Source organism: Pedobacter miscanthi, from assembly GCF_032678605.1.
GTDB lineage: Bacteria > Bacteroidota > Bacteroidia > Sphingobacteriales > Sphingobacteriaceae > Pedobacter > Pedobacter miscanthi_A.
In genome coordinates, this window is the sequence record NZ_JAVTSU010000003.1 from 184,924 (window position 1) to 205,252 (window position 20,329).

Annotated in this window: 20 protein-coding genes; all 20 read right to left on the minus strand. The window is 33.9% G+C overall.

Annotated features, from left to right (window positions below; all coding sequences use genetic code 11):
• The gene (locus R2R28_RS05880; protein WP_316824780.1) at positions 1 to 1,233 is read right to left on the minus strand and encodes an XrtY-associated glycosyltransferase XYAG1; all 1,233 of its coding nucleotides are present in this window, start codon (positions 1,231 to 1,233) and stop codon (positions 1 to 3) included.
• A gap of 9 nt (positions 1,234 to 1,242) precedes the next feature.
• A complete protein-coding gene (locus R2R28_RS05885; RefSeq protein WP_316824781.1) occupies positions 1,243 to 2,655 on the minus strand; it encodes an exosortase Y-associated Wzy-like protein in 1,413 nt (470 codons plus the stop codon).
• Entirely contained in the window at positions 2,645 to 3,802 is a 1,158-nt protein-coding gene (locus R2R28_RS05890) for a glycosyltransferase family 4 protein (RefSeq protein ID WP_316824782.1), read from the minus strand. Before R2R28_RS05890 ends, R2R28_RS05885 begins: the two co-directional genes overlap by 11 nt.
• A 1-nt stretch (position 3,803) precedes the next feature.
• The gene (locus R2R28_RS05895; protein ID WP_316824783.1) at positions 3,804 to 5,090 is read right to left on the minus strand and encodes a hypothetical protein; all 1,287 of its coding nucleotides are present in this window, start codon (positions 5,088 to 5,090) and stop codon (positions 3,804 to 3,806) included.
• 51 nt (positions 5,091 to 5,141) lie between these two features.
• Positions 5,142 to 6,371 (minus strand): hypothetical protein, encoded by a 1,230-nt coding sequence (locus R2R28_RS05900; RefSeq protein WP_316824784.1) that lies wholly within the window; start codon positions 6,369 to 6,371, stop codon positions 5,142 to 5,144.
• The gene (locus R2R28_RS05905) at positions 6,362 to 7,084 is read right to left on the minus strand and encodes an FkbM family methyltransferase (RefSeq protein ID WP_316824785.1); all 723 of its coding nucleotides are present in this window, start codon (positions 7,082 to 7,084) and stop codon (positions 6,362 to 6,364) included. Before R2R28_RS05905 ends, R2R28_RS05900 begins: the two co-directional genes overlap by 10 nt.
• A 1-nt stretch (position 7,085) precedes the next feature.
• The gene (locus R2R28_RS05910) at positions 7,086 to 8,099 is read right to left on the minus strand and encodes a glycosyltransferase (protein ID WP_316824786.1); all 1,014 of its coding nucleotides are present in this window, start codon (positions 8,097 to 8,099) and stop codon (positions 7,086 to 7,088) included.
• Positions 8,096 to 9,091 carry a hypothetical protein gene (locus tag R2R28_RS05915; RefSeq protein ID WP_316824787.1) on the minus strand — a complete coding sequence of 332 codons (996 nt, stop codon included), beginning with the start codon at positions 9,089 to 9,091 and terminating at the stop codon, positions 8,096 to 8,098. Before R2R28_RS05915 ends, R2R28_RS05910 begins: the two co-directional genes overlap by 4 nt.
• Positions 9,081 to 9,980, minus strand: a complete 900-nt coding sequence (locus R2R28_RS05920) for an alpha-1,2-fucosyltransferase (protein ID WP_316824788.1) — start codon at positions 9,978 to 9,980, stop codon at positions 9,081 to 9,083. Before R2R28_RS05920 ends, R2R28_RS05915 begins: the two co-directional genes overlap by 11 nt.
• Positions 9,981 to 10,682, minus strand: coding sequence for a hypothetical protein (locus tag R2R28_RS05925; protein WP_316824789.1), 702 nt, complete (start codon positions 10,680 to 10,682; stop codon positions 9,981 to 9,983).
• A complete protein-coding gene (locus tag R2R28_RS05930) occupies positions 10,679 to 11,662 on the minus strand; it encodes a glycosyltransferase family 2 protein (RefSeq protein ID WP_316824790.1) in 984 nt (327 codons plus the stop codon). The genes R2R28_RS05925 and R2R28_RS05930 overlap by 4 nt, the downstream gene beginning before the upstream one ends.
• Positions 11,662 to 12,642 carry an acyltransferase gene (locus tag R2R28_RS05935; RefSeq protein WP_316824791.1) on the minus strand — a complete coding sequence of 327 codons (981 nt, stop codon included), beginning with the start codon at positions 12,640 to 12,642 and terminating at the stop codon, positions 11,662 to 11,664. The genes R2R28_RS05930 and R2R28_RS05935 overlap by 1 nt, the downstream gene beginning before the upstream one ends.
• Entirely contained in the window at positions 12,626 to 13,648 is a 1,023-nt protein-coding gene (locus tag R2R28_RS05940) for a glycosyltransferase family 10 domain-containing protein (RefSeq protein ID WP_316824792.1), read from the minus strand. Before R2R28_RS05940 ends, R2R28_RS05935 begins: the two co-directional genes overlap by 17 nt.
• 1 nt (position 13,649) lies before the next feature.
• Entirely contained in the window at positions 13,650 to 14,519 is an 870-nt protein-coding gene (locus tag R2R28_RS05945) for a glycosyltransferase (RefSeq protein WP_316824793.1), read from the minus strand.
• A gap of 20 nt (positions 14,520 to 14,539) precedes the next feature.
• Entirely contained in the window at positions 14,540 to 15,604 is a 1,065-nt protein-coding gene (locus tag R2R28_RS05950; protein WP_316824794.1) for an acyltransferase, read from the minus strand.
• A complete protein-coding gene (locus R2R28_RS05955; protein ID WP_316824795.1) occupies positions 15,597 to 16,064 on the minus strand; it encodes a hypothetical protein in 468 nt (155 codons plus the stop codon). Before R2R28_RS05955 ends, R2R28_RS05950 begins: the two co-directional genes overlap by 8 nt.
• Positions 16,065 to 16,380: 316 nt before the next feature.
• Positions 16,381 to 17,271 (minus strand): glycosyltransferase, encoded by an 891-nt coding sequence (locus R2R28_RS05960; RefSeq protein ID WP_316824796.1) that lies wholly within the window; start codon positions 17,269 to 17,271, stop codon positions 16,381 to 16,383.
• On the minus strand, positions 17,259 to 18,470 hold the full coding sequence (locus R2R28_RS05965) for a glycosyltransferase family 1 protein (protein WP_316824797.1): 1,212 nt from the start codon (positions 18,468 to 18,470) through the stop codon (positions 17,259 to 17,261). Before R2R28_RS05965 ends, R2R28_RS05960 begins: the two co-directional genes overlap by 13 nt.
• Positions 18,458 to 19,567 (minus strand): DegT/DnrJ/EryC1/StrS family aminotransferase, encoded by a 1,110-nt coding sequence (locus tag R2R28_RS05970; protein ID WP_316824798.1) that lies wholly within the window; start codon positions 19,565 to 19,567, stop codon positions 18,458 to 18,460. Before R2R28_RS05970 ends, R2R28_RS05965 begins: the two co-directional genes overlap by 13 nt.
• On the minus strand, positions 19,560 to 20,321 hold the full coding sequence (locus R2R28_RS05975) for a class I SAM-dependent methyltransferase (RefSeq protein ID WP_316824799.1): 762 nt from the start codon (positions 20,319 to 20,321) through the stop codon (positions 19,560 to 19,562). The genes R2R28_RS05970 and R2R28_RS05975 overlap by 8 nt, the downstream gene beginning before the upstream one ends.
• Between the last annotated feature and the right edge of the window lie 8 nt (positions 20,322 to 20,329).

Consider the following 20,329-nt stretch of genomic DNA (forward strand, 5'->3'; position numbering starts at 1 on the left):
TTAAAGCTTAGCACTAGCCTGAACTAAGATATCCTTATAAAATTTAACATATTTTTTAATGAGTGCATCATCATTAAAATCATGACTAATTATTTTGAGAGCCGAAGTTCTGATTTCATTCCTTTTTTTAATGTCCTGATAAGCTGAAACAATTCCTATTCTGATTTCTTCAATACCCAGGCCCGTAACCCATCCCAGGTTTTTATCGGCTACATAATCAGCTAAACCAACATTCTTGCTTATTAAAACTGGTGTGCCTACACTTAAACTTTCGACTACTACATTGGCAAAATTTTCATTGTAAGAAGTGAGAACAGTTAAATCGTGATCTGCCATTAAATTAAATTTATCTTCCTTACTCACCAGGCCAAACCATTTGATCTTGTTACTAAGCTTAAGCTTTTCGGCTTTACGTTTCAGGTTTTCTACATATTCCTCTTTTCCCATACCGGCGATGATTAATTGCCATGGAACCTCAATCAGACTCAAAGCTTCAAAAAGTAATTCAAGTCCCTTTTTTTCTTCAATGCGGGAAAGAAAGATTAACCGAAATATATTATCGGTTGATGATTGCAAACTGGAAATGGATAAGGGGAAATTGACCAGATTAGGGACGATAGTGATGCTTTTAGGCGTAATTATTTTGAGGATATCTTGTTTCTCTTGTTCACTTGTGGCGTGGATATGGCAATATTTTAATAAACGTTTTCCTAATAATTTGTGTATGAGCTTTTTTGAAAACGAATTCCGGTTACCAAAAGAGTAGGAGGTAAGCATGCCACGAGGAGATAGAATCACAGGTATTTTATACCATTTAGCGATCAGGCAACTCAATACCGAAACCAAATTCCACCAGGCATGGATGTGGATAATGAGTTTAGAGTTTGAAATTTCAATATGTTTGTCATCCTGAACGTAACGACGGACCTTTCTCCTTAACGTCCACAATAATTGTGGCGAAAAATGGCTGTGATCTTTTGTCCAGCGCTTAAAATAGGTAACAGATACACCGTCCATTGAAACCGGCTTACCAGTTTTTACGTCGAGTTCTTTTTTCCCGTTAGCTGTTGTCGTTAATACCTGAATGTTATTTACAATAATCTCATTACCGCCAACTGCTAATTGCTTGTCACTAAGCCCTGTTAGCGCTTCGCACAGTTTGGCGACACTTTGTATCGGCCCTCCGTAAATGTAGGCCGGTTTATAAGACGCTGTGATGTGTATGACTTTCAATTTTTAGAATTAGTCGAATGTGGGTTTTAATACTTTAATGGTTCTGAGCAGGTAAAACAGAAACCACATAATTACATAACCCCAAAAAATATTATTGAACATAAATTCAAAGTTGTTCCCTCTCCAGAGTCCCTGAAAAATACTATTGAACATAATTACACAGCCGAGTTCGTAGCCGCCGAATAAACTTTCTGCCAGATCAGAAAAATGTTGTACAAGCATCCCATATAGGAGCATGAATAAAAATACACCTATAATACCAAAGCTTAAGTATGCATCTACCACCGGGCGGGTTTTTGCCGAAACTGTTGACATTTGATGTGCCACACCTGCATCATACACTCTTTGCATCGATACCGTTTCCATGTTGGGCTTTCCTGCCCAAAAAATCCTGGGAACCAGCCCTTCCAATGAATTTTCTACAATTTCCCAATCATAATAAGGATGATGATTGGGTACGAAATCTACAAATTGCGTAAACATTTCAATTTCACTTAACCTTCTGGTGAGAAAGCCCCAATTGGTATCTTCTATTTGTTCTTCGTTTTTAGAATTTAAATTTTCAAATGCCTGATTTTGTGCTTCTTCAGCGCTTACCTCACCGCTCCAGCTCTGTCTTACGGTATTGTTATAGGTTGGCAAAAAGTAAAGCAAAACATAAGCTACAGGGATTGCTGCGTAGAGTATTAATTTCTTGTAATAAGGAAAAAATACACAGGCAATTACGATAATGTTGATGATAATTGGTTCCTTATAGCCAGATAATGATGCGTGTATGAAGTTGAGTATGAAAATTGTGGCACCTATACCGAGATATTTAATGTTTTTGGTATTGAAGCCTTTAACAAATAATACTGCAGCACAAGAGATTCCGACCAAAGTAAGTGGGAGGGCAATTTGGCTAAGTCCTGAAAAACGTTGAGCTAATGAACCAATCCCGAAAACGATAATGCCGAGCCAGATTAAAAAATCGTCATCTTCAAAAGTTTTTACACTCTTAATAATGATGTTATTTTTTTGAACCAATAGCATACCAGTAACAAGTGCTGCGTGGGCTAGTAAACTCATACGCTGGCAACTGGCAATGAGTGCGGTTTGTTCACTTTCTTTAAATTGTGCCCCATAATTAACTTCAGTTAAATACCGATAACCCAAATGATCCATAAAATAGAATATAGAGGTGGTGCACATAAAGCCGGCAAAAATAAGCTGTGTAAGAAATATAGGCCGCATAATTTGCTTGTGGATAGGCAAATCCTGATTAATAATGGCAGCAGGAGATAGTATAGTAGTATAAAAGATGAAGAGTGAGCCGAACCAGGCTACAAAATATGATATAATTGGACTATTGATTAATAAATAACAAACCAGAACAGGAACGTACAGGGTTAAAATAAGTCTGGTTGGGGTATTATTTTGCATTTTTATTATAAAAAGTATTTACAATGGCTTCCACTTGTTTTTCGAATGACCAGTTTTGGATGATCTGTTGGGACTGGATTCCCATTTTTGTTAATTTTTCTTTACTTTCTGCTAATTCTGTTAATTTTTGCATAAGATCGTCCAAATCATTCGATTTAAATACCTCTCCATTTATTCCTGGTTTAACCAAATCTACTGCACAGCCCACCTTTGTAGAAACCAAAATCGCTTTTCCGGCTGCCATGGCTTCATTAACAGCTAAGCCCCAAGTTTCATTCGGACCTTTAGAAGGCAAACAAAATAAGTCGCAGGCTTGATAAATGGCAGGCATTTTACTTTGATTTTGAAAATCCATGAAATGGATATTAGAAAAATTACCAGCAGTTGTTTTTAATTCTTTTTGCAATTGTCCATTACCTACAAATAACAGTTGAAGATTAGGATTTGCAAGTTTTTTTAAAGCTTTTAATAATAAGTCAGGTGCTTTTTTAGGTTCTAATTTGCCTGCAAAAAGAATAAGGATACTGTCTGCTCCAATGGATAGTTTTTTTCTTATTTTGATCGTTTCCTGCTGATCAATTTTTTCAAATCTGTTATTGTCTATAGCATGCGGTGCAAAAATCAACTGTTTTTCTTTTAAACCAAATTGACTATAATAATTTTTATTAGTACTACCTACATAAAAAGCTTTATCAACATGGCTGTAAATCCATTTAAGAAAAATTTTCCTCAACAAGTTTTTAAAGTTATTCTGCTGATCGAGTAAGGTAGAATCGCCCCTGAAATAGATTGGGATTTTACCTTTAAAAAACCGCAAAGCTTTTAAATGACTTTTCCAGGCCCAACCGTAAATTAAGATTGCATTTGGCTCAAAATCTTGAACTGCACTTACCAAACCCGGGTTAATAATGCCATTGAAATGGTGTGTTCCAGGATCTTTTGAAGTATTTGCTAAAAACTGATAGTCATATCCATCTAACAAAGGTATATCCCATTCTATTTGTTTGGCAAACCCCTTGTCGTATTTAACCATCGATTGTTCACCCCAGGTATAAAATACTTTTAGTTGTGTTTTTTTGGCCAACAGTTTAAAAACCGGTGCATAATATTGGATTGGATGGGTAGTAATGATGGCTAGTTTTTTCAAGCTAGTTAGTCGATATTATACTATTAAAAAGATTAACTTGTTTTTTGGTCAAATAGTCTGACCTATATTTTTCAAATTCCTGCCATTTAGTTGATGGTGTAACTTTCAGTTTTACTTTGTTAAGATAAGATTTAAGTGCATCAAACGCTCGATCTGCATCGCTATCTAAAGGAATTAATAAGCCGGCATTGCATTCTTCAAGTATTTGGGCAGCACTACTTTTTAGATGTAAAATAGCCAATAAGTTTTTTTTTGCTAAAATGTAAGGATAAAGCTTGGAGGCTGTATAATCAGGATCATTTGACCCTAAAACAATTAAACCATCAGCATGTAGTAAATGATCTATACTTTGATAATAGCCAATTCGATCTGTATATTCAGTAACATAATCTGTAAGTCCTAAATTCTTTGCAATAGGCATAAGTGTTGGTATACCACTTCCTTTTGGTGCATAGCTGGTCCCAATAAAATGAAAATGGATATTTTTAAATCCATCTGCATTTTGATCTATTCCTTTTTTAAAGACTTTTAATAATAAACTCACTGATTGTTGCATATCAAAGCCACCCCGGCCAATATAAACCAGATTAATTTTTCCATTGTCCCTATTGTATACAGACTCAGATAAAGATGAATTTTGTTTTGCAATATTAAAATCGAGTTGGTGTGCGCCAAATGTTATAGTGCTGCATGGTTTGTTAACCAACTTAGGGTATCTGGTTTTTAATGTGTTAATGTATGCTTCTGACACACTGATTAAACCATCTACATTTCGCATGGCTATTGGCTCTAAATATTTATTTAGCCGATAAGAGAACCAATATTTTTTAGGGCGTTCGGATTTTGGTTTATCCTGATAATACTCCGAATGCCATTGATCTTGAATATCAATTACATAAGGAATGCCGAATTTTTTTTTCCAAAATGGCCCCAAAATGCAGACTGGAAATTGGGTTGTTGAAAAGTAGATTAGATCAAAATGTTTATCTCTTAAAAGTTCATTTACCTTTTTTCTATAAAAAAATAAAGACCTTAAAGCAATGCTTCCTAATCCAAATTTGCTGGTCCATTTTTTTGAAAAAGCTTTTACTTGATGCACTTGTATATCTTTTGGGATAGAATCCAAAAGTAGCGAATCCTTAATCATATCACTATAAATTTCTTCGGCAACAACCAGTTCTGGCTCCCAGCCATATTCCTTAAAATAGGGCAAACTCATCCTTACGCGTTGCATATCTGCGGCATTTGACGGTGGGAAGTATGGAGAAATGATAAGAACCTTTTTCAATTTTATTTCTCTTTTTTTATTACACTAATAGCGGAGTAATAACTGAAGATTTTAAGCATCAAGTGTTTTTTTAATGACGGATAGAAATTTTTCTTTTTCAACTTCCCAGTTAAGTATTTTTTCTGCGTATTGATAAGCTTGTTGCTGATGCTTTAATAATAAAGCCTGGTCATTAATATAAGCTTGAAGTACCTGGGCCAGAGAATCAGGATTGTTTTTTTTATAGACCATACCCATATCTGGGTATTCTTCTAATAATTGTTTTTGAGCGGTTGTGTCTGAAACGATTAGGGAAAGGCCAGATTGTATATATGTGAAAATTTTGTTTGTTAAGCAGATATCCCGGTTTAACGGTACACCTGTTTCGGTTGCTAAACCAATATCAAATTGGGATGCTAGTTTAATTATTTCATCTGGAGGTATTGGATTATAATAAAAAATGTTCTCCGACTTATAGAAATTTTTTTTAGCAAGCTGATTGAAATATTGCTGTGTTGATACTTCACTATAGCCAAGGAGGTGGAGCTCTATATTATCTTGATAGGCTAAAGAACTGATGATCTGTTCTAGCCCCCTATTTCCCCCAATCGTTTGAGAAAACCAAAATAGTTTGAGCTTTTCTCCATTTTTTTCTAATAAGTTTTTTTCATAAGGGAAGACATTCAGAATCGTTTTTGGATTGATTAAAGGATAAAGTCTCTCATACTTTTCGGTTATTAAGGGACTTGCAGTAGTCAGATAATCAATTTTGGGAAAGTATTTATCTTCAATAAACTTTTTAAGTTTAAAATCCCATGCATTATTATCGTTGGTAACCTCTTGTCTGTGAAAATCTTCAGCATCAAAACCACATTTGCCATGATACTTTTTAGCTGCCAATACAGCTGCTGGTAGCGCTCCGAGATTATGTGCGATATATAAATCAGCTTTTAGTTTTTTTGCCTTACAAATAAGATTTACGCAGCCTCTTGTAATACTTTGCTCAGCCAAAGCATAATTATAACCAAACCTGGCTGCTAGTATATTGGCAATTTTATGCATTATTCTGCTTTTCCAATATATCAATTTGTTTGTTTTTGGATTTCCCCCAATTCTAATTGAATTCCATTTTTTTTGTTTTAATAATTCTATGTCCAATTGGGTTCCCCAATCATTCCAATACTGATAAATAACAAGAACTTCATAGCCAGCATGGGCAAGTGCATCAGCTTCTTTTACCAAACGAGGGTTGAGCGAAGGCTGGCCGGAGGTAACAAGCACAATTTTTTGTACTAGGCCCATCTGGTTGATGTCCTCAGGTAAAAATCTTTCTGTAAAAAAAGAAAATCTGATTGGAATAATGCTTTATCATAAGGCCGTCTCATCAGTGAACAAATATCATAAATCACAAAATTATTTTTTTCCATGAAAGCAATTATTTCAGCTGCCAGGGGTGCGCCTTTATAGATATTGAGAAATGATACTTCTAAAAGAACGGCCTTGGTAAATTGTAGTGTTTTTGCAGCTTGTTTAAGAATTTCCAGTTCAAATCCCTGAGTATCTATCTTGATGAAGTCTGGTTTATAAAAAGCAGTGGGCGACAAAATATCATCTAGAAGCTGTAGTTCTATCTCTTGTATTGACGCTCCTGTTTCATTATCTTCCTTAAATACAGAACTGGCTGTCTCGTATATATTGAATTCAACAGACTTATTTTCAGCACCTAATAACGCAATTTTAACTTCTGAGTTTGGCAGCTGTTTTTTCCTTTGCAATAATATTTCCTGTTTTTGAAGTTGACCTTCAATCATCATGATTTTAGAGTCAGGAAATATTTGATTGAATTCTATTGCCCAGTTTCCTTCATAAGCTCCGATTTCTAGAACATAATTGGGAGAAAAGCCCAGTTTTTTGAGCGATTGTAAACTTTTTCTTTGCGAAGGTACCCCTAAATCATCCTTTAGCTTTTGAATAAACTTTGCAGGCATCAATTTGGATACTAGCTTTTTAAACATATTATAGATTTAAATAGTGTTTGGCAATAATTGATACATCGAACTTGCTAAGGGTAAATGTTCTGCAAGCAGGTCGATCAATAGCTATAATTTTTTGAAGGGTCTGAATCATCGCTTCTTTGTTTTCTACAATAAAGCCATTTTTGCCATTGGTAATTACTTCATTTACTGAACCTCTTTTAAATCCGATAACGGGAGTGCCGCAAGCCATGGCTTCTACCATCACCATGCCGAAAGGCTCGTCCCATTCAATTGGGAATAGCAGCGCTTTTGCCTGGCCCAAATAATGATTTTTCTGCTCATCATTTAGTGGACCAAGATAAATAATTTGTTTGCCATCAAATTTTGGTTCGACATGCTCTTTGAAATAATTCAAATTATCGGCAGTATTTGGAATGTTTCCTCCAATTAAAAGTATATTTTCCGTTTCAAGTGCAACTTCTATAGCTGTATGCAAGCCTTTGATCTTATCCATTCTTCCTAAGAATATCAGTGGGGCATCACGATTCACTTGTTGAACCAGATTGTATTTTGAAAAATCTATAGCGTTATAAACAGTTTCCCAGCGTCCTGCTACATTACCTGTTGAAACACAATAATTACTGCAGGCTGTAAAAATCAGATTTTGGTTCGGAAGAGCGGTGACTATTTTAATTCCTTTTTTAGAAACAGGTCTTCCATAAGTCATTATCTTTTTTGCTGGACTGTTTAAAATGGGAATCAAATAAGCTAGGCGTCCAAAATTATGAATTAACTCAAAGTTGTTTCGATTGCTAAAAAGATATTTCCAAGCCTTAAATAATTCTTTAAGTTTTTGGAATTTAGAACGTTGCAGGTTATTAATGCCAAATGTAATCGTTTGACCAGAGATTTTAGAATCTGGCCCGGCAAGTAATGTTACTTCATGCCCTAATCTAGTATATTCTTCGGCAAACATGTGTACCAATCTCTCATGCCCTCCGTAATTAGGGGGAGGTACAGCAATTCCCGGATCCATAATTAAGAGAATTCTCATGGATTTACCGCATTAAAAATGTCCAGATATTTTTTAGCACAAATTTCTAATGTTAAATTTTCGAGAATAAAAGATCTCGGGGCAAAAGTATTGTTTTTGTTCTCTATGATGAAGGTATTTAATGCTGATTCAAAGTCGTCAATTCCATTAAACTTTAAACCACATTGATTATTCCAATAGGGTACGGCACTTACAGGGCTAAACTTTACTTTATCAGGGAAATAATGTGGATCTTGCCAAAATCCTCCTCTATCCCAAGCTAAAATTGGTGTGCCTGTAGCTAAGATTTGCTGATAAGCCAATCCTTGAGTTTCGTGTTCACACAGAAATATAACAGCCTTGCACCTCGATAATTTATCTTTTAATTCGGCATGATTATAATGGCCATATCTAATCTTTTCAAAAGACAAGCCCTTATCTGATAGTATAGTTCTTATGGGATGAATTAAACTTTTTTCAAACTCGTCATGCAACCACCGAACTTTATCGTAGATTAAAAAATCAGTGCTCAATTCGGATGTCTTTAATGCCATACTCCATTGATCTGTGTCAATTCCAACAGGCCAAGAAACTACTTTATCTTCGCCAAAGAAAGGATCAAATGCTTTTTTCATCCATTTGCCGGGAACAACTATTTTTTTTATACCCGGATAAAGACTTAATAAATTCGGGCAATCGATTGGGTGCGAAAAAATTCCGGCGCCGAATATAATTGGATTCTTCCATTTGAATTTGTCTAAAACCTGAGGTTTGCCAATGATACAGGCAATTTCTTCGGGATGTTTTTTGATGTATGCGAAATCATTAAATCTATAGGGAATTCCTATTTTATCAAACCCCTTCATTAGATGGAGGGCTACCATCATTACACCGCCAGGCTTATGTTTACCTCTAAAAATCCTTCTAATGAATTTTCTGGGATAATGGTCGTATTTAATCCACCTATCAGGATCTGGTTCCTGATAAAAAATGTTTAAAGGTTTAATTTGCATCGTGTATCAACAAATCTCCGTTGGCAAAAGTATCCTGCGCAATAATCTCACTAAAATCTTCTAAACGGATTGATTCGTCATTATGTTTAATGAATTTTAAAGGGACATTTCCATAATAAGAGGCCCACATAGAATAAGTACTCGGCGGTCCGATAATATAATTGCAGCAACTTAAGGCATAAAGATCTGCGATTGAATTCGGTTCTGAAATCTGGAAAATATCAATATCATTATATAAATTTAATTCTAACTCCTCATTTGAACATAATAAAAAAACTACCTTTTTATTTCTATTATCTGATTGATTTTTAATTGCTTTAATAGCTCTTATATATACTTTATCATCAAAATAATAAATTCCATCTAAAAAGTTTTTATAATCCCCACGCCTGATATGCACCCCAACAATTGTATCGAAGTTTTTAAATTTTTCGCGAAATTCATTATCGACCTTTTGCTTATATATTTTTTTTGGCTCAAAAATTTGGGTAATTTCAGAATGATATTTTGTTAAAAACAAATTATTTTTTTTGTGGCAACCAGCTCCAAGAAAAATGATGCTATTTTTTTTACTGATTAAATTATCTTCCCAGTTTTCCGCTTTCCAATTCACTTTATCTATATGAATATTGAAGATTTTGAGGACACGATCAGGAATAATGCGAATATATCTTAGAAGGATTTTCCTTAAATAAACATCAATTTTCCCTATTCTAAACCAACCGAATTTTATATTTTCAAAACGATTCAAATCCTCGAACAAATAAAAATTATCTTCAAAGTAAAGTGTAATAAAAGTATTTTTATTTTCTAAACTAGTAGCTATAAACGGTGCATAAGACCATAGTTGATTACAAAGTTGTCCGGGTTTGTCATTTATTATTATCACTTATTCTGATATAAAGGTTAAAGTTTTTGATCCGGCTACAAATCCTTCAATATTAATTTTTTCTATAAGCTTGTAATTACCTTTTATATTTAAAACCCTTGCAAAAGCATTCTCAATTGAGATTTGAAAGGGACTGCCGATTTGTGGTGTAAACATTGTTTTTAATGCCCTAAACCAGCCTCTAAAACCGTTAATCCCCCTGCTATAAGCAATCATTTCTTGTATAACTAATACCAGAATGATCTCTAAATGTTTTTTGTTATTTACCAGGTAAGCCCGTGTATTAAAATATGAATCGGCACTTTTTCCAATGCTGCCAATGCCTAAGATTTCCTTTTCGGCTAAATCTGATAAAAGAAGTGCTGCATTAAACTGATTGGTGGGAGAGTAACGGCCACTGATTTTAAATATAGGCTGATGATCAGGAAGATGGATTAAATTATTTAGAATGAGCAAGGCCTCGTTTAATCCTTTGTTGTCGAAGTTATATTGACAAGAAGAGATGATATTGATTTTATTGGCTAAACTCGATTTTAATCGATTTTGATCTATCCTGGAAACAGAATTGTCTATTAGATAAATATGCTCAAAACCAACGCTTCTTAAATTATTTATGGTATCAATGGTTTGATTATAACGCTCTTCTACACTGAAAAAAGAATGGGCTTCCGGAATTAATGTACTCGTAATTAACGCAATCATTTTATTAATGATTTAATATTTTGAATGTATCTGACTAATTTCCAGCTAATGTTGTTGGCAAGATAATTAGAAATTCTGCCTCCAATGTACTGTTGGTTGTTTTTATAATTTTTATCCAACAATATTGCCTGATTGATACATAGCCTGCTTAGCGTTTTGTAGGTGGGATAGCATTGTATACCGAGCTTGTAATATGATGCGGCAAATGTTTTTGCATAAAAATCTGTTTTTTTAACCATGCTAAAGTAATTCTGTTTTAGCATTAAGGTTTTATACGCACTTTGTAAAGCTTTAAACGAATTCTGAGCAGATAAACTTTTATTTGATTTATATTTCCTATAATAGGCAATGGTATTTTCTAAATATACTACCTCTTTAGCAGCTAAAACAACGCGACAAAAGTATTCACCATCATCATCAAGGCTAAGGCTTTCGTCCCAATATCCTGCTTTATTTAATAGTGCTCTTGGTGTAAGCCATGCATGAATGGGAACAATGCCGCCATTACCTGTCCGGCCAAATAAATTCAATAGAAAATCTGATGGATTTTTGCTACTTTTAAACAACTCCATATCGGCCTTAGTTGGGGAAGAATCAAGAGGATCGGAATCTTCAAAAAAATGTACAGCGTTTGATAATGAAATTTTTTCAGAAAATCCGCAAATTTCGGTCATTTGTAACTCAATCTTATCAGCACTTAAAAGGTCATCAGCATCTAAAAACTGAATAAAATTGCCGTTAGCATTTTTTAACCCGGTATTTCTGGCTGCAGCAGCACCACTGTTTTTTTGCCTTATGATGGTAAGGCGGCTTTCAGAAAATTTATTGGCAATATCAAAAGAATGATCAGTTGAGCCATCATCTACAATAATAATTTCCTTGCTTTTCCAGGTTTGATCAATTGCTGATTTAATGGTCTCAGCCACGTATTTTTCTGAGTTATACATCGGAATAATTATCGAAACCAAATCTTGATGCATTATGAGCTAATCTTAATTTTCTTAGATAACTTAATAGAAGGTTTTTCAATTAAAAAGTAAAATAAATAAGCCACCGCAATTGAAAATATCAATTGCATCATAAGTACTATTAATTGATAAGACAATAAATGAGGCAAAAACCTTCTGGTTATGCCGTTTAAATAAAGCAATACCAATGGATGTATCAAATACAATGAATAAGAAATATTTCCGAAAAAAATTAATATCAAATACTTCTTTTTGTTTAAAACAACAACTGCTGCTGATGCCAGGATGAGTGCGAGTGTTAGCAGATCAAAATGCAGGTAAGTCAAAATCCCACAAACTATAAAACAGATGGCATAAATGTTTTTCTTAGTCATTTGATATTCAATCAGCGCAATCCCCATTGCAAAAATTGGGGCGTAATTGATTAGCAAATAATATGAGTTGGGCACATTTATAAAGCAGCAAAGGCTAAAAGCTATAATAAAGATTGCTTTAAAGGGCCATTTATTGACTACGAAATAAAGTGTACCAATTAAAATGTAAAACTGAAATTCAATGCACAAGGTCCAAAATACGTGATTGTAAAAGGGCCATTTTGTAAATGGAACTATATAAATCAAATGTGCTGCAAACTGCTGAAAGATAAATGGAATGGCTTTTCCCTTAAAAGTAGGAAAGAAACTAAATACCCAAAAACTAGCCAATGTTAAAAAAATAGTCAGAATGTACATTGGGTCTATTCTAATACTTCTCTTGGCCAGAAAGTGAAAAAAATATTTAACGGAATATTTATTTTTCAATAATGAATAGATAACGATATAGCCACTAATAAAGAAAAAAATATGGATGCCCAATTGGCCATTCATTAAAAAACCAGATAGAGCGGGGTAAGCCGTTAGCGCAAAAGATGCATGGCACAGTACTACGGCTAATGATGCTAATCCCCTTAGAATCTGTATACCAGAAATTTCTTTCTTATTTATTATGTCCATTAAAAATTTCTAACCAGCGGTTTTTTAAAGAAAGATGCTCTGAAACCTTGTTATGGTTTAACCAGGGGCTTTTAAGGTATTTGATGTATAAATCCTGATTTTGATCTATTTCAATAATGCGCTCTATTACAGGTTGGAAATTTAACCGGTTAAACCGAAGTTGCATTTTTAGCTTTCTTGCAATGGATTTTACTTTTCTTGTAGCCTTGTTTTTTAGGTTGTTATGAAACTGAGGCAGAATATCAGTGAGTGTCATTTGGGCATTTTTTTCTATGTAATCAATCCAGAAACTGTTTGAAAGGTTTAAGTAATCAGGTATGTTTACAAAGCTATCGGTATTAAAAACTGCTCCAACAAATGGATCTCCGCAATAAATAGGCAAGCTATTGCAAAGCATAGAATCGTATAGTTTTTCGGTTTGGTAGCCTGGGTAAACATAGTTTTCGAATGCTATTGTAAATTTATATTGACTTAAAAATTCTCTTTTGCGTTCCCACATGTTTCCGCTGTATTTTTTGTCAATAGAAGGCATGTTATTCATCGATTTTCCGGGAGCATCTATTTTTTTGTATTTTGAAAGTTCTTTAAAAAAATGTGTCCGATAAGCAACCGGGTGTGAATAGATAAAATTGCAGAAGTGCTGTTTTTGATTTATAATAAAATCAATATCGTTATCTGATAAGTTTTTTACCAATGTATCTGGCTTTAAACCATGCCACTGAATCCTTTTGTATCGTGGGTTGTTTATTTCTTCTTCTCTTGGTATTCCAAATCCCCATTCGCAAATAGAAAGATCGGGAATTATATTTTCGCAAAAGTAGCCGATTCTTATGTACTTGCCTTTTGGCGGGAAATGATTTCCGTAGGGGCCAAAAAGAATAAAATCAGGGGCATCGCTTTCAATAAATTCAATCTGGTCTTCAATTTCATTGAAAATATCTTTGATAGCGATATTAAAATCTATCCCATTTTGACATTTTATATAAACTTTAGGCCTTTTTTGCACGCTATTTTGAATTTAATTTATGTGCCAGCAATTCTTTCACAAAAGCTAAATGATTTATTAAAGAGAAATTTTTAAAATAATTCCATTTGATGAACTGGGTGATGATTTGCCTGTATGGATATTTGAGAATATTCATTCTGTAAAAGAAAGCCTTTTTATTTTTCCATTCCAGCGCCATTATTTTGTTCTTACTTAGGTTTCCTAAAGGAAGTAGATGTTTCCATTTTTCAGATAAGCGGATAGAAGCCTCCGCCCAGTCTTCATTGAGGCTCCCATTACTAAAGTGTTCTAAAAGTATAGTATAAGCTACATAATTTTTTTTCGACTGACTTACCTGTATGCAAAAATCCAAATCATAACAATGGAATTTAGCCAGGGTTTCATCAAATTTATTTGCTGCCCAGGTTTCCTTTTTCGTAAAAAGAAATACACCGTCAAGAGTTTTAACCTCTATATAGTCTTCATTTGTGTTTTTAAACTGTAAATGGGCAGAAGTATTAGTTTTATTGTAATACTGTATGAAATTATAATAATCTGTATCAAACAATCCGTTGGCCCAAATGCTAGGCGTTAGGGTTTTTACTGTAGCACCCGCAATGCCAACTACTCCGGCCTGAGGAGTAGTTTTTAAAAATGAAGTTAGTTCGATGCCCCAGTTTTCATTCCTGAACAATACATCTTCATGCACAAAACATAAAAATGGATAAGAGGCACGCTCAGCCCCAATATTGTAAGCCTTAGCCAGCGAATAATCGGTTATTGAATTTTCGATTCTTATAATTTCGTGTGCTATACCAATTGTATTCTTTAAGCTGGTTTCGAAAGCAATAAAGTGCTGATCGTTAATTGAACAAACTATAACAGAAATCATATTTTTAAAAAATCATTACATTAACCGACTTTATGCTTAACTGTTACACCTGCTAAGTTATACCTGCTTATAAATTTATCTTTAAGTTTTAAGAATGGCTTTTCCCACAAATTGTAAGAGATAAATGATATCACATATATGGTTAATAAATTATAAGGAAATCTGTTAAGAAAATGGATATTCTGAAAAATAAAAAACTGTTGCCATATATAAATGCTATAAGACAATACACCAATGTGGATAAATATCTTGCTATTTAGAATTTTAAATAGATAATTTTCTTTGGGTTCAACATAGCTTAACAACAAATACATTATTGATATTGAAACTATTGTATTGCCAAATGGTAAGGCAATAATTCCAAGTTTGCCGTGGGCCGAACTATAAACAAACAATGCAATGAGTAGAATAGCTACAATTTGTAAGCTATAATTGACCATTGTTTTTTTTAAGAAAAATGGGAGTCTTTTTAAATTTAAAAGTGCGGCTAATGCCCCAATCATAATGGCATCAGATTTTACAAAGAAGCCATAAAGTACAAAAAGTGTATCAGGATGGAATTTATAAACTATAACCCTTATTATGCAAGAGTATAGAATGAGTAGAACAACTATAAGTTTTATATTTTTGTTGAAAAGAAAGAAAAACGCCGGCCAGAAAAGGTAAAACTGCTCCTCTATCGAGAGTGTCCAAAAATGTCCCAAATACCAACTAGGCATTGGGTCGAAATTAGCTGTAAATGTTATTGCATAGAGAAAATTTGTTGTTGTAACACCTAATTGCAAACTGTTATTTACTGATAACACAAAGCATACGTAAAGAAAAAAAACGGGTATTATCCTAAATGCTCTCCTTATAAAAAAGGCTTTGATATTAATTTTACCTGTATTTTTATATTCACGTATAAGCAAAGAAGTTATTAAATAACCACTAATTACGAAAAAAACGGTTACACCAACATCACATTGTCGTGCAAAATCAAATAGGTAAGCCGGAAAGTCTTTAAAAAATCTACAATGACTGAATACTACCAGAATGATGGAAATAGCTCTAAATCCGTCTAAAGAAGGTATTCGATTACTCATTGGCTATTTTAGAGCTTGCAGAGGCGTTAATCAGATTTATTTGTCCGATATAAAAATCGTTTTCAGGTGGCATGATAATTGGCTTCTCATTTTGAAACCGTGTAATAACATCATTAACAAACATATCATTAAGGTGTTGTTTATAAATAGTTTCTAGAAAGTATAAATCACTTCCGTATCTGTTTTGCATGTTGTAAGCTAACATCTTTTTTTTAATGCCATAAATAACCTCATGTCTTTTCATACCCCAAATTCCACCCATTATCTTAAAGCAATGCAACTCGTGATCTCTGATAATATGAAGGTTTTTATCAGATGCTAACCATAAATCGACCATTATTTTCTCTCTATTCGAGGCTAGGGAATCAATGTCACGAATAATAACATGTGATACATTTTTATCATCCAACGGTAAGAAACGCCAGTACATATATCGAAAATCTATACCAATACCTTTCATAATTATAATCTCACAATGGTAATATCGGAGCACATCAATCACACTGTCTGGCAGATCGGATGCGATATACACCCTTATCACCCAATCCGGAAATATTTTATTGTAGCTCTTAATGCATAGCTCAAGATTATCAAAATATCTTTTATCATAACCATAGAGTGAAAAAGAAATGACCTTAGTATCTGTATCAGATCTTTTTGAGACTTTAACCTCAGAAAACAAAGTGTTACGGATTATAAAGTTGGATATTTTCCAATATATAGAAGTAAATAATTTTCTAATATGGCGAAGCATAGAACTGGTTAGGCTGACTGTGTTAAGCTATAAATTTACCTTCGTTCTGATTGTTTATTTCTTCAATCTTTAAATAGAAATCGGCATAAACCTCTGATATGTTTATTTTGTGCGCCGGATACTTTTCTGTATTACTTTTAGCATATAATATCTTTCCTATTTTGATTTTCAATTTCGACCATAAAGTGATTTCTCTGTCATCGCCTGCATAATTGTATATTAACCTGGCTCTTTCACCTTGCTGGTACACTAGCTTAGCATTTTTATTGGCCGATATAGATTCTTCGTGCCCTACTGAGAGTGCATTGTAGCCGGTAAAATATACGATTTTTGTTTTTAGAAAACTTATTCTCAGTGCATATTCCCAATCCATCATCACAAAGCTGGTATTGTATAAGCCGATATAGGGCAGTACAGATTTCCTGATTAAAATATGTACATCACTAAAAGTAAAAGATTCTGTTTTTTGCTCTTTCCATGCCATAAACTGTATAAGCCTTGTCGATTTCGAAATTTGATTATGATTGCTTAAAGAAGCATTTAATTCATTTGAGATTATTATATTAACTGTAGGGTTAACCAACATGTATTCTGCACATCTACGGATGGTCGAATAATCGAAAACGTCATCATCAATAATCTTTTTGATTATTTTTCCCTTTGCCATCAACATGGCCTTGTTCCAACCATGTGCCTGGTTTTGGTCTGGTTCGCTTATGAATTGATGGATTTTTCCGGCGTTAAAAAGATCTAAAAGATACTCTTTTGATCCGTCATTGCTATTTCCATCCACTACAACTATTTCTTCTCCTGTTTTGAGATTTTGGATAAGCCTTGTTAGTGTAATTTTAAGAAAATCTAAACGATTTCTGGTAACTATAATAAAAGAAAGATGAATATCTAATTCTCCCATGTTTTACGAATAGTTATAATTTTTAAAAGTGCTATTTCTAAACACCTCATCGCATTATCAATGCTAAATGTATTTAATTTGTATTTTCGCTCCGTAGGATCTTCGATAGCCATCAGGAGTTTATGTTTTAGTGTTTCAACATCACCAGGTGGAAAATATTCGGCATAATCGCCCATAATTTCTCTATGTCCTTCAAGGTCGCTTATAATAACAGGACAGCCTAAATTTGCGGCCTCTAAGGGAGGCATATTAGAGGGGCCAAGGTAAGTTGGCATAACCAGGGCAGAGGCGTTTTTATATAATATGTATAATTCTTCGTTTGATACGAAACCCAAAAATATGACGGATTGCTCCAGATTATGCTCTAGTACATACTTTTTGATGTAAGAAAGATTTCCTTTATCACTGCCGGTAAAAACCAGCTTTATTCCAAAATCATTAAATGGAATTTTATTAAAAGCATCTATTAAAAGTGTATGGTTTTTATGTGCCCAGAACTGAGCTGGATATAAAAAGTATTTTTTTTGCGAAACTGAAATTTTATTTAGAAACGCTTGTTGGATTTTTGTATCTAAATTTATGTTTATAACAGAACTTGCAAATATTGGCATCACGCTAATTTTGCTTTCATTAAGTGTAGTATACCTTAATAGTTCCTTTTTTCCTGTTTCCGTTTCTGTCAAAATGTACAGTGCTTTTTTAAGGGCATTTTCGTAAAAAAAATCTCTCGACTCAAGCGATTCTACAAACTCCGGGAACATAAAGGTTGATCTATGGCCAATATCCCAATGAATAGTTATGAATGGGAAATTATACTCATTGCCACCAGGGGTTATGTTAAATAACAATTTTACATCATTGTCTTCTAATTTTTTTTTAATATTCCTATTTCTTTTTGCTGAGTGTATTGTTTCAAGTTTTACTAAATAAGCCTGAAAAATTTTCAGGCTTTTAAGCATTTCCAATATCGTTTTTCTTAAAAAATCTTTAAAACCAAGATTCTTAAACGGATGGAAACTTAAAAATTTTTTTTTGAACAGATTTTCTTTTTTTCCTGTAAAATCAACAAATACAATTTCTATCTGATCGTTAAATTCATAGTTATCTACTGCGTTAATTAACTGAGTAGGGTAAGAAAAACTTCCTCCTCCATGTAGATCATAATCGGCGATGGGAATCCCTATTTTTAGTTTATACATTTAATTACAACCTTTTGATCTTCGTTACTTAATCCTAATCCACTTGGAAGGTAAAAGCCATTTCTTGCCAACCTTTCGGCAACAGGATAACTTTCATTTTTAAACAGGCCCATTTTTTGAAACACAGGCTGCTCGTGCATACACCAAAAAAAAGGACGTGTGCCGATTTTACTTGCAGTTAAAAGATCAACTATTCTATTTTTCTCTTCTATACTTGGGGAAACAAGGCCAAACACCCAATAAATATTCTCGCTAAAATCGGTTTTTTCGAGAGGTAACTGATAACCCCGGGTGCGTAATGAAGAAAGCGCTGCTTGATAAAAAGCACCCATGGCTCTTTTTTTCTTTATAAAATGATCAATTTGTTCTAGTTGGGCTAGGCCCAATGCTGCCTGTAGATTGGTCATCCGATAATTCCAACCAATTTCATGGTGAATGAAGCGAGGTCCATTTGGTTCAAAACAAAGATTTCTTAATTTCCTGCATCTTTCTGCCAATTCAACGTTGTTAGTAAGTAACATACCTCCTTCGCCAGTAGTAATGTGTTTATTAGGGTAAAAACTGAAGATACTGATATCTCCGAAACTGCCACACATTTTACCTTTATAAGTTTGCCCGTGCATTTCAGCTGCATCTTCTATTATCTTCAGATTATATTTTTTTGCCAGTTCAATTACGGGATCCATATCAACCGGTAAGCCATAAATATGTACCACTAAAATTGCCCTTGTTCTGGAGGTTATTTTGGCTTCAATCTGTGTAATGTCTATATTCCAGGTTAATGAATCACTATCTACCAAAACTGGTAGCGCTCCGGCAGTTATTATTGATTGGGCGGGGGAGATAATTGTAAATGCAGGTATAATTACCTCATCTCCCTTAGTTATATTTAATGCTTTAATAGCTATATCTAAGGCTGCAGAACCATTGCTAACGGCAATGCCATGTTGCATTCCGATGTAATTGCTAAAACCCACTTCAAACTTTGAGATAAAGGGACCTTCACTAGAAATCCAGCCTGTTTTGATACATTCTGTAACGTATTTCAATTCATTTCCATTAAGCAGGGGGGTATTTACCGGAATAGGCTTAGACATCTTTATTTTTTTTTAACGCATAACAAACGCCCCATGTTTCTTTTGAAGGTTCTGTTTTGCTTAAGAACTCTTCAGAATGCAGGATTTCAAACCCTGTTGCGTAAGCAAGTAATTCAATTTCTGGTTTACTGAAATGACGCATTGGATGCGTTTCTGTAAGCTTTAATATTTCTCCCGTGACTTTCGATTTTACCTCTATGTAGTATATTACTTCAACAATATTGGTTTCTGTATTGATTACAGGAGATGCTTTTCGGCTCACTTCAATCACTTTATTACTAAGCTTTTTTTCTCTTTTTTGGGGAACCTGGTGGTATACAGCCGGGCTGTGCCAAACATCAAATATAAAAATGCCACCTTGTTTTAAATGATTGTTGACATTTTCGAATGTTCTGATTAGTGTGCTGCTTTCTGTTAAATAACTGATTACATGGAATAAAGATAATGCAGTATCGAATTTGTCTTTTACCCTAAACACACTTATATCTTCTATTAAAAAGCTTGTATTATTACCCGCACTTTTCCGGGCAATTTCGGCCATTTCCGCACTCTGCTCAATACCTAAAATACTATACCCAAGATTTGAAAACAATTTGGCATGTTTTCCCGTTCCAGAACCTAATTCCAGAATTTTTTTTGTTTTTGGGGCATAACTTTGGATCAGGTTATGTATATAAAAAGCTTCCTTTTCATAATCCTTATCCTGATAGAGTAAATCGTAATATTGACTGTATAATTTAAAGTTCTTTGTCAAATTTTTCT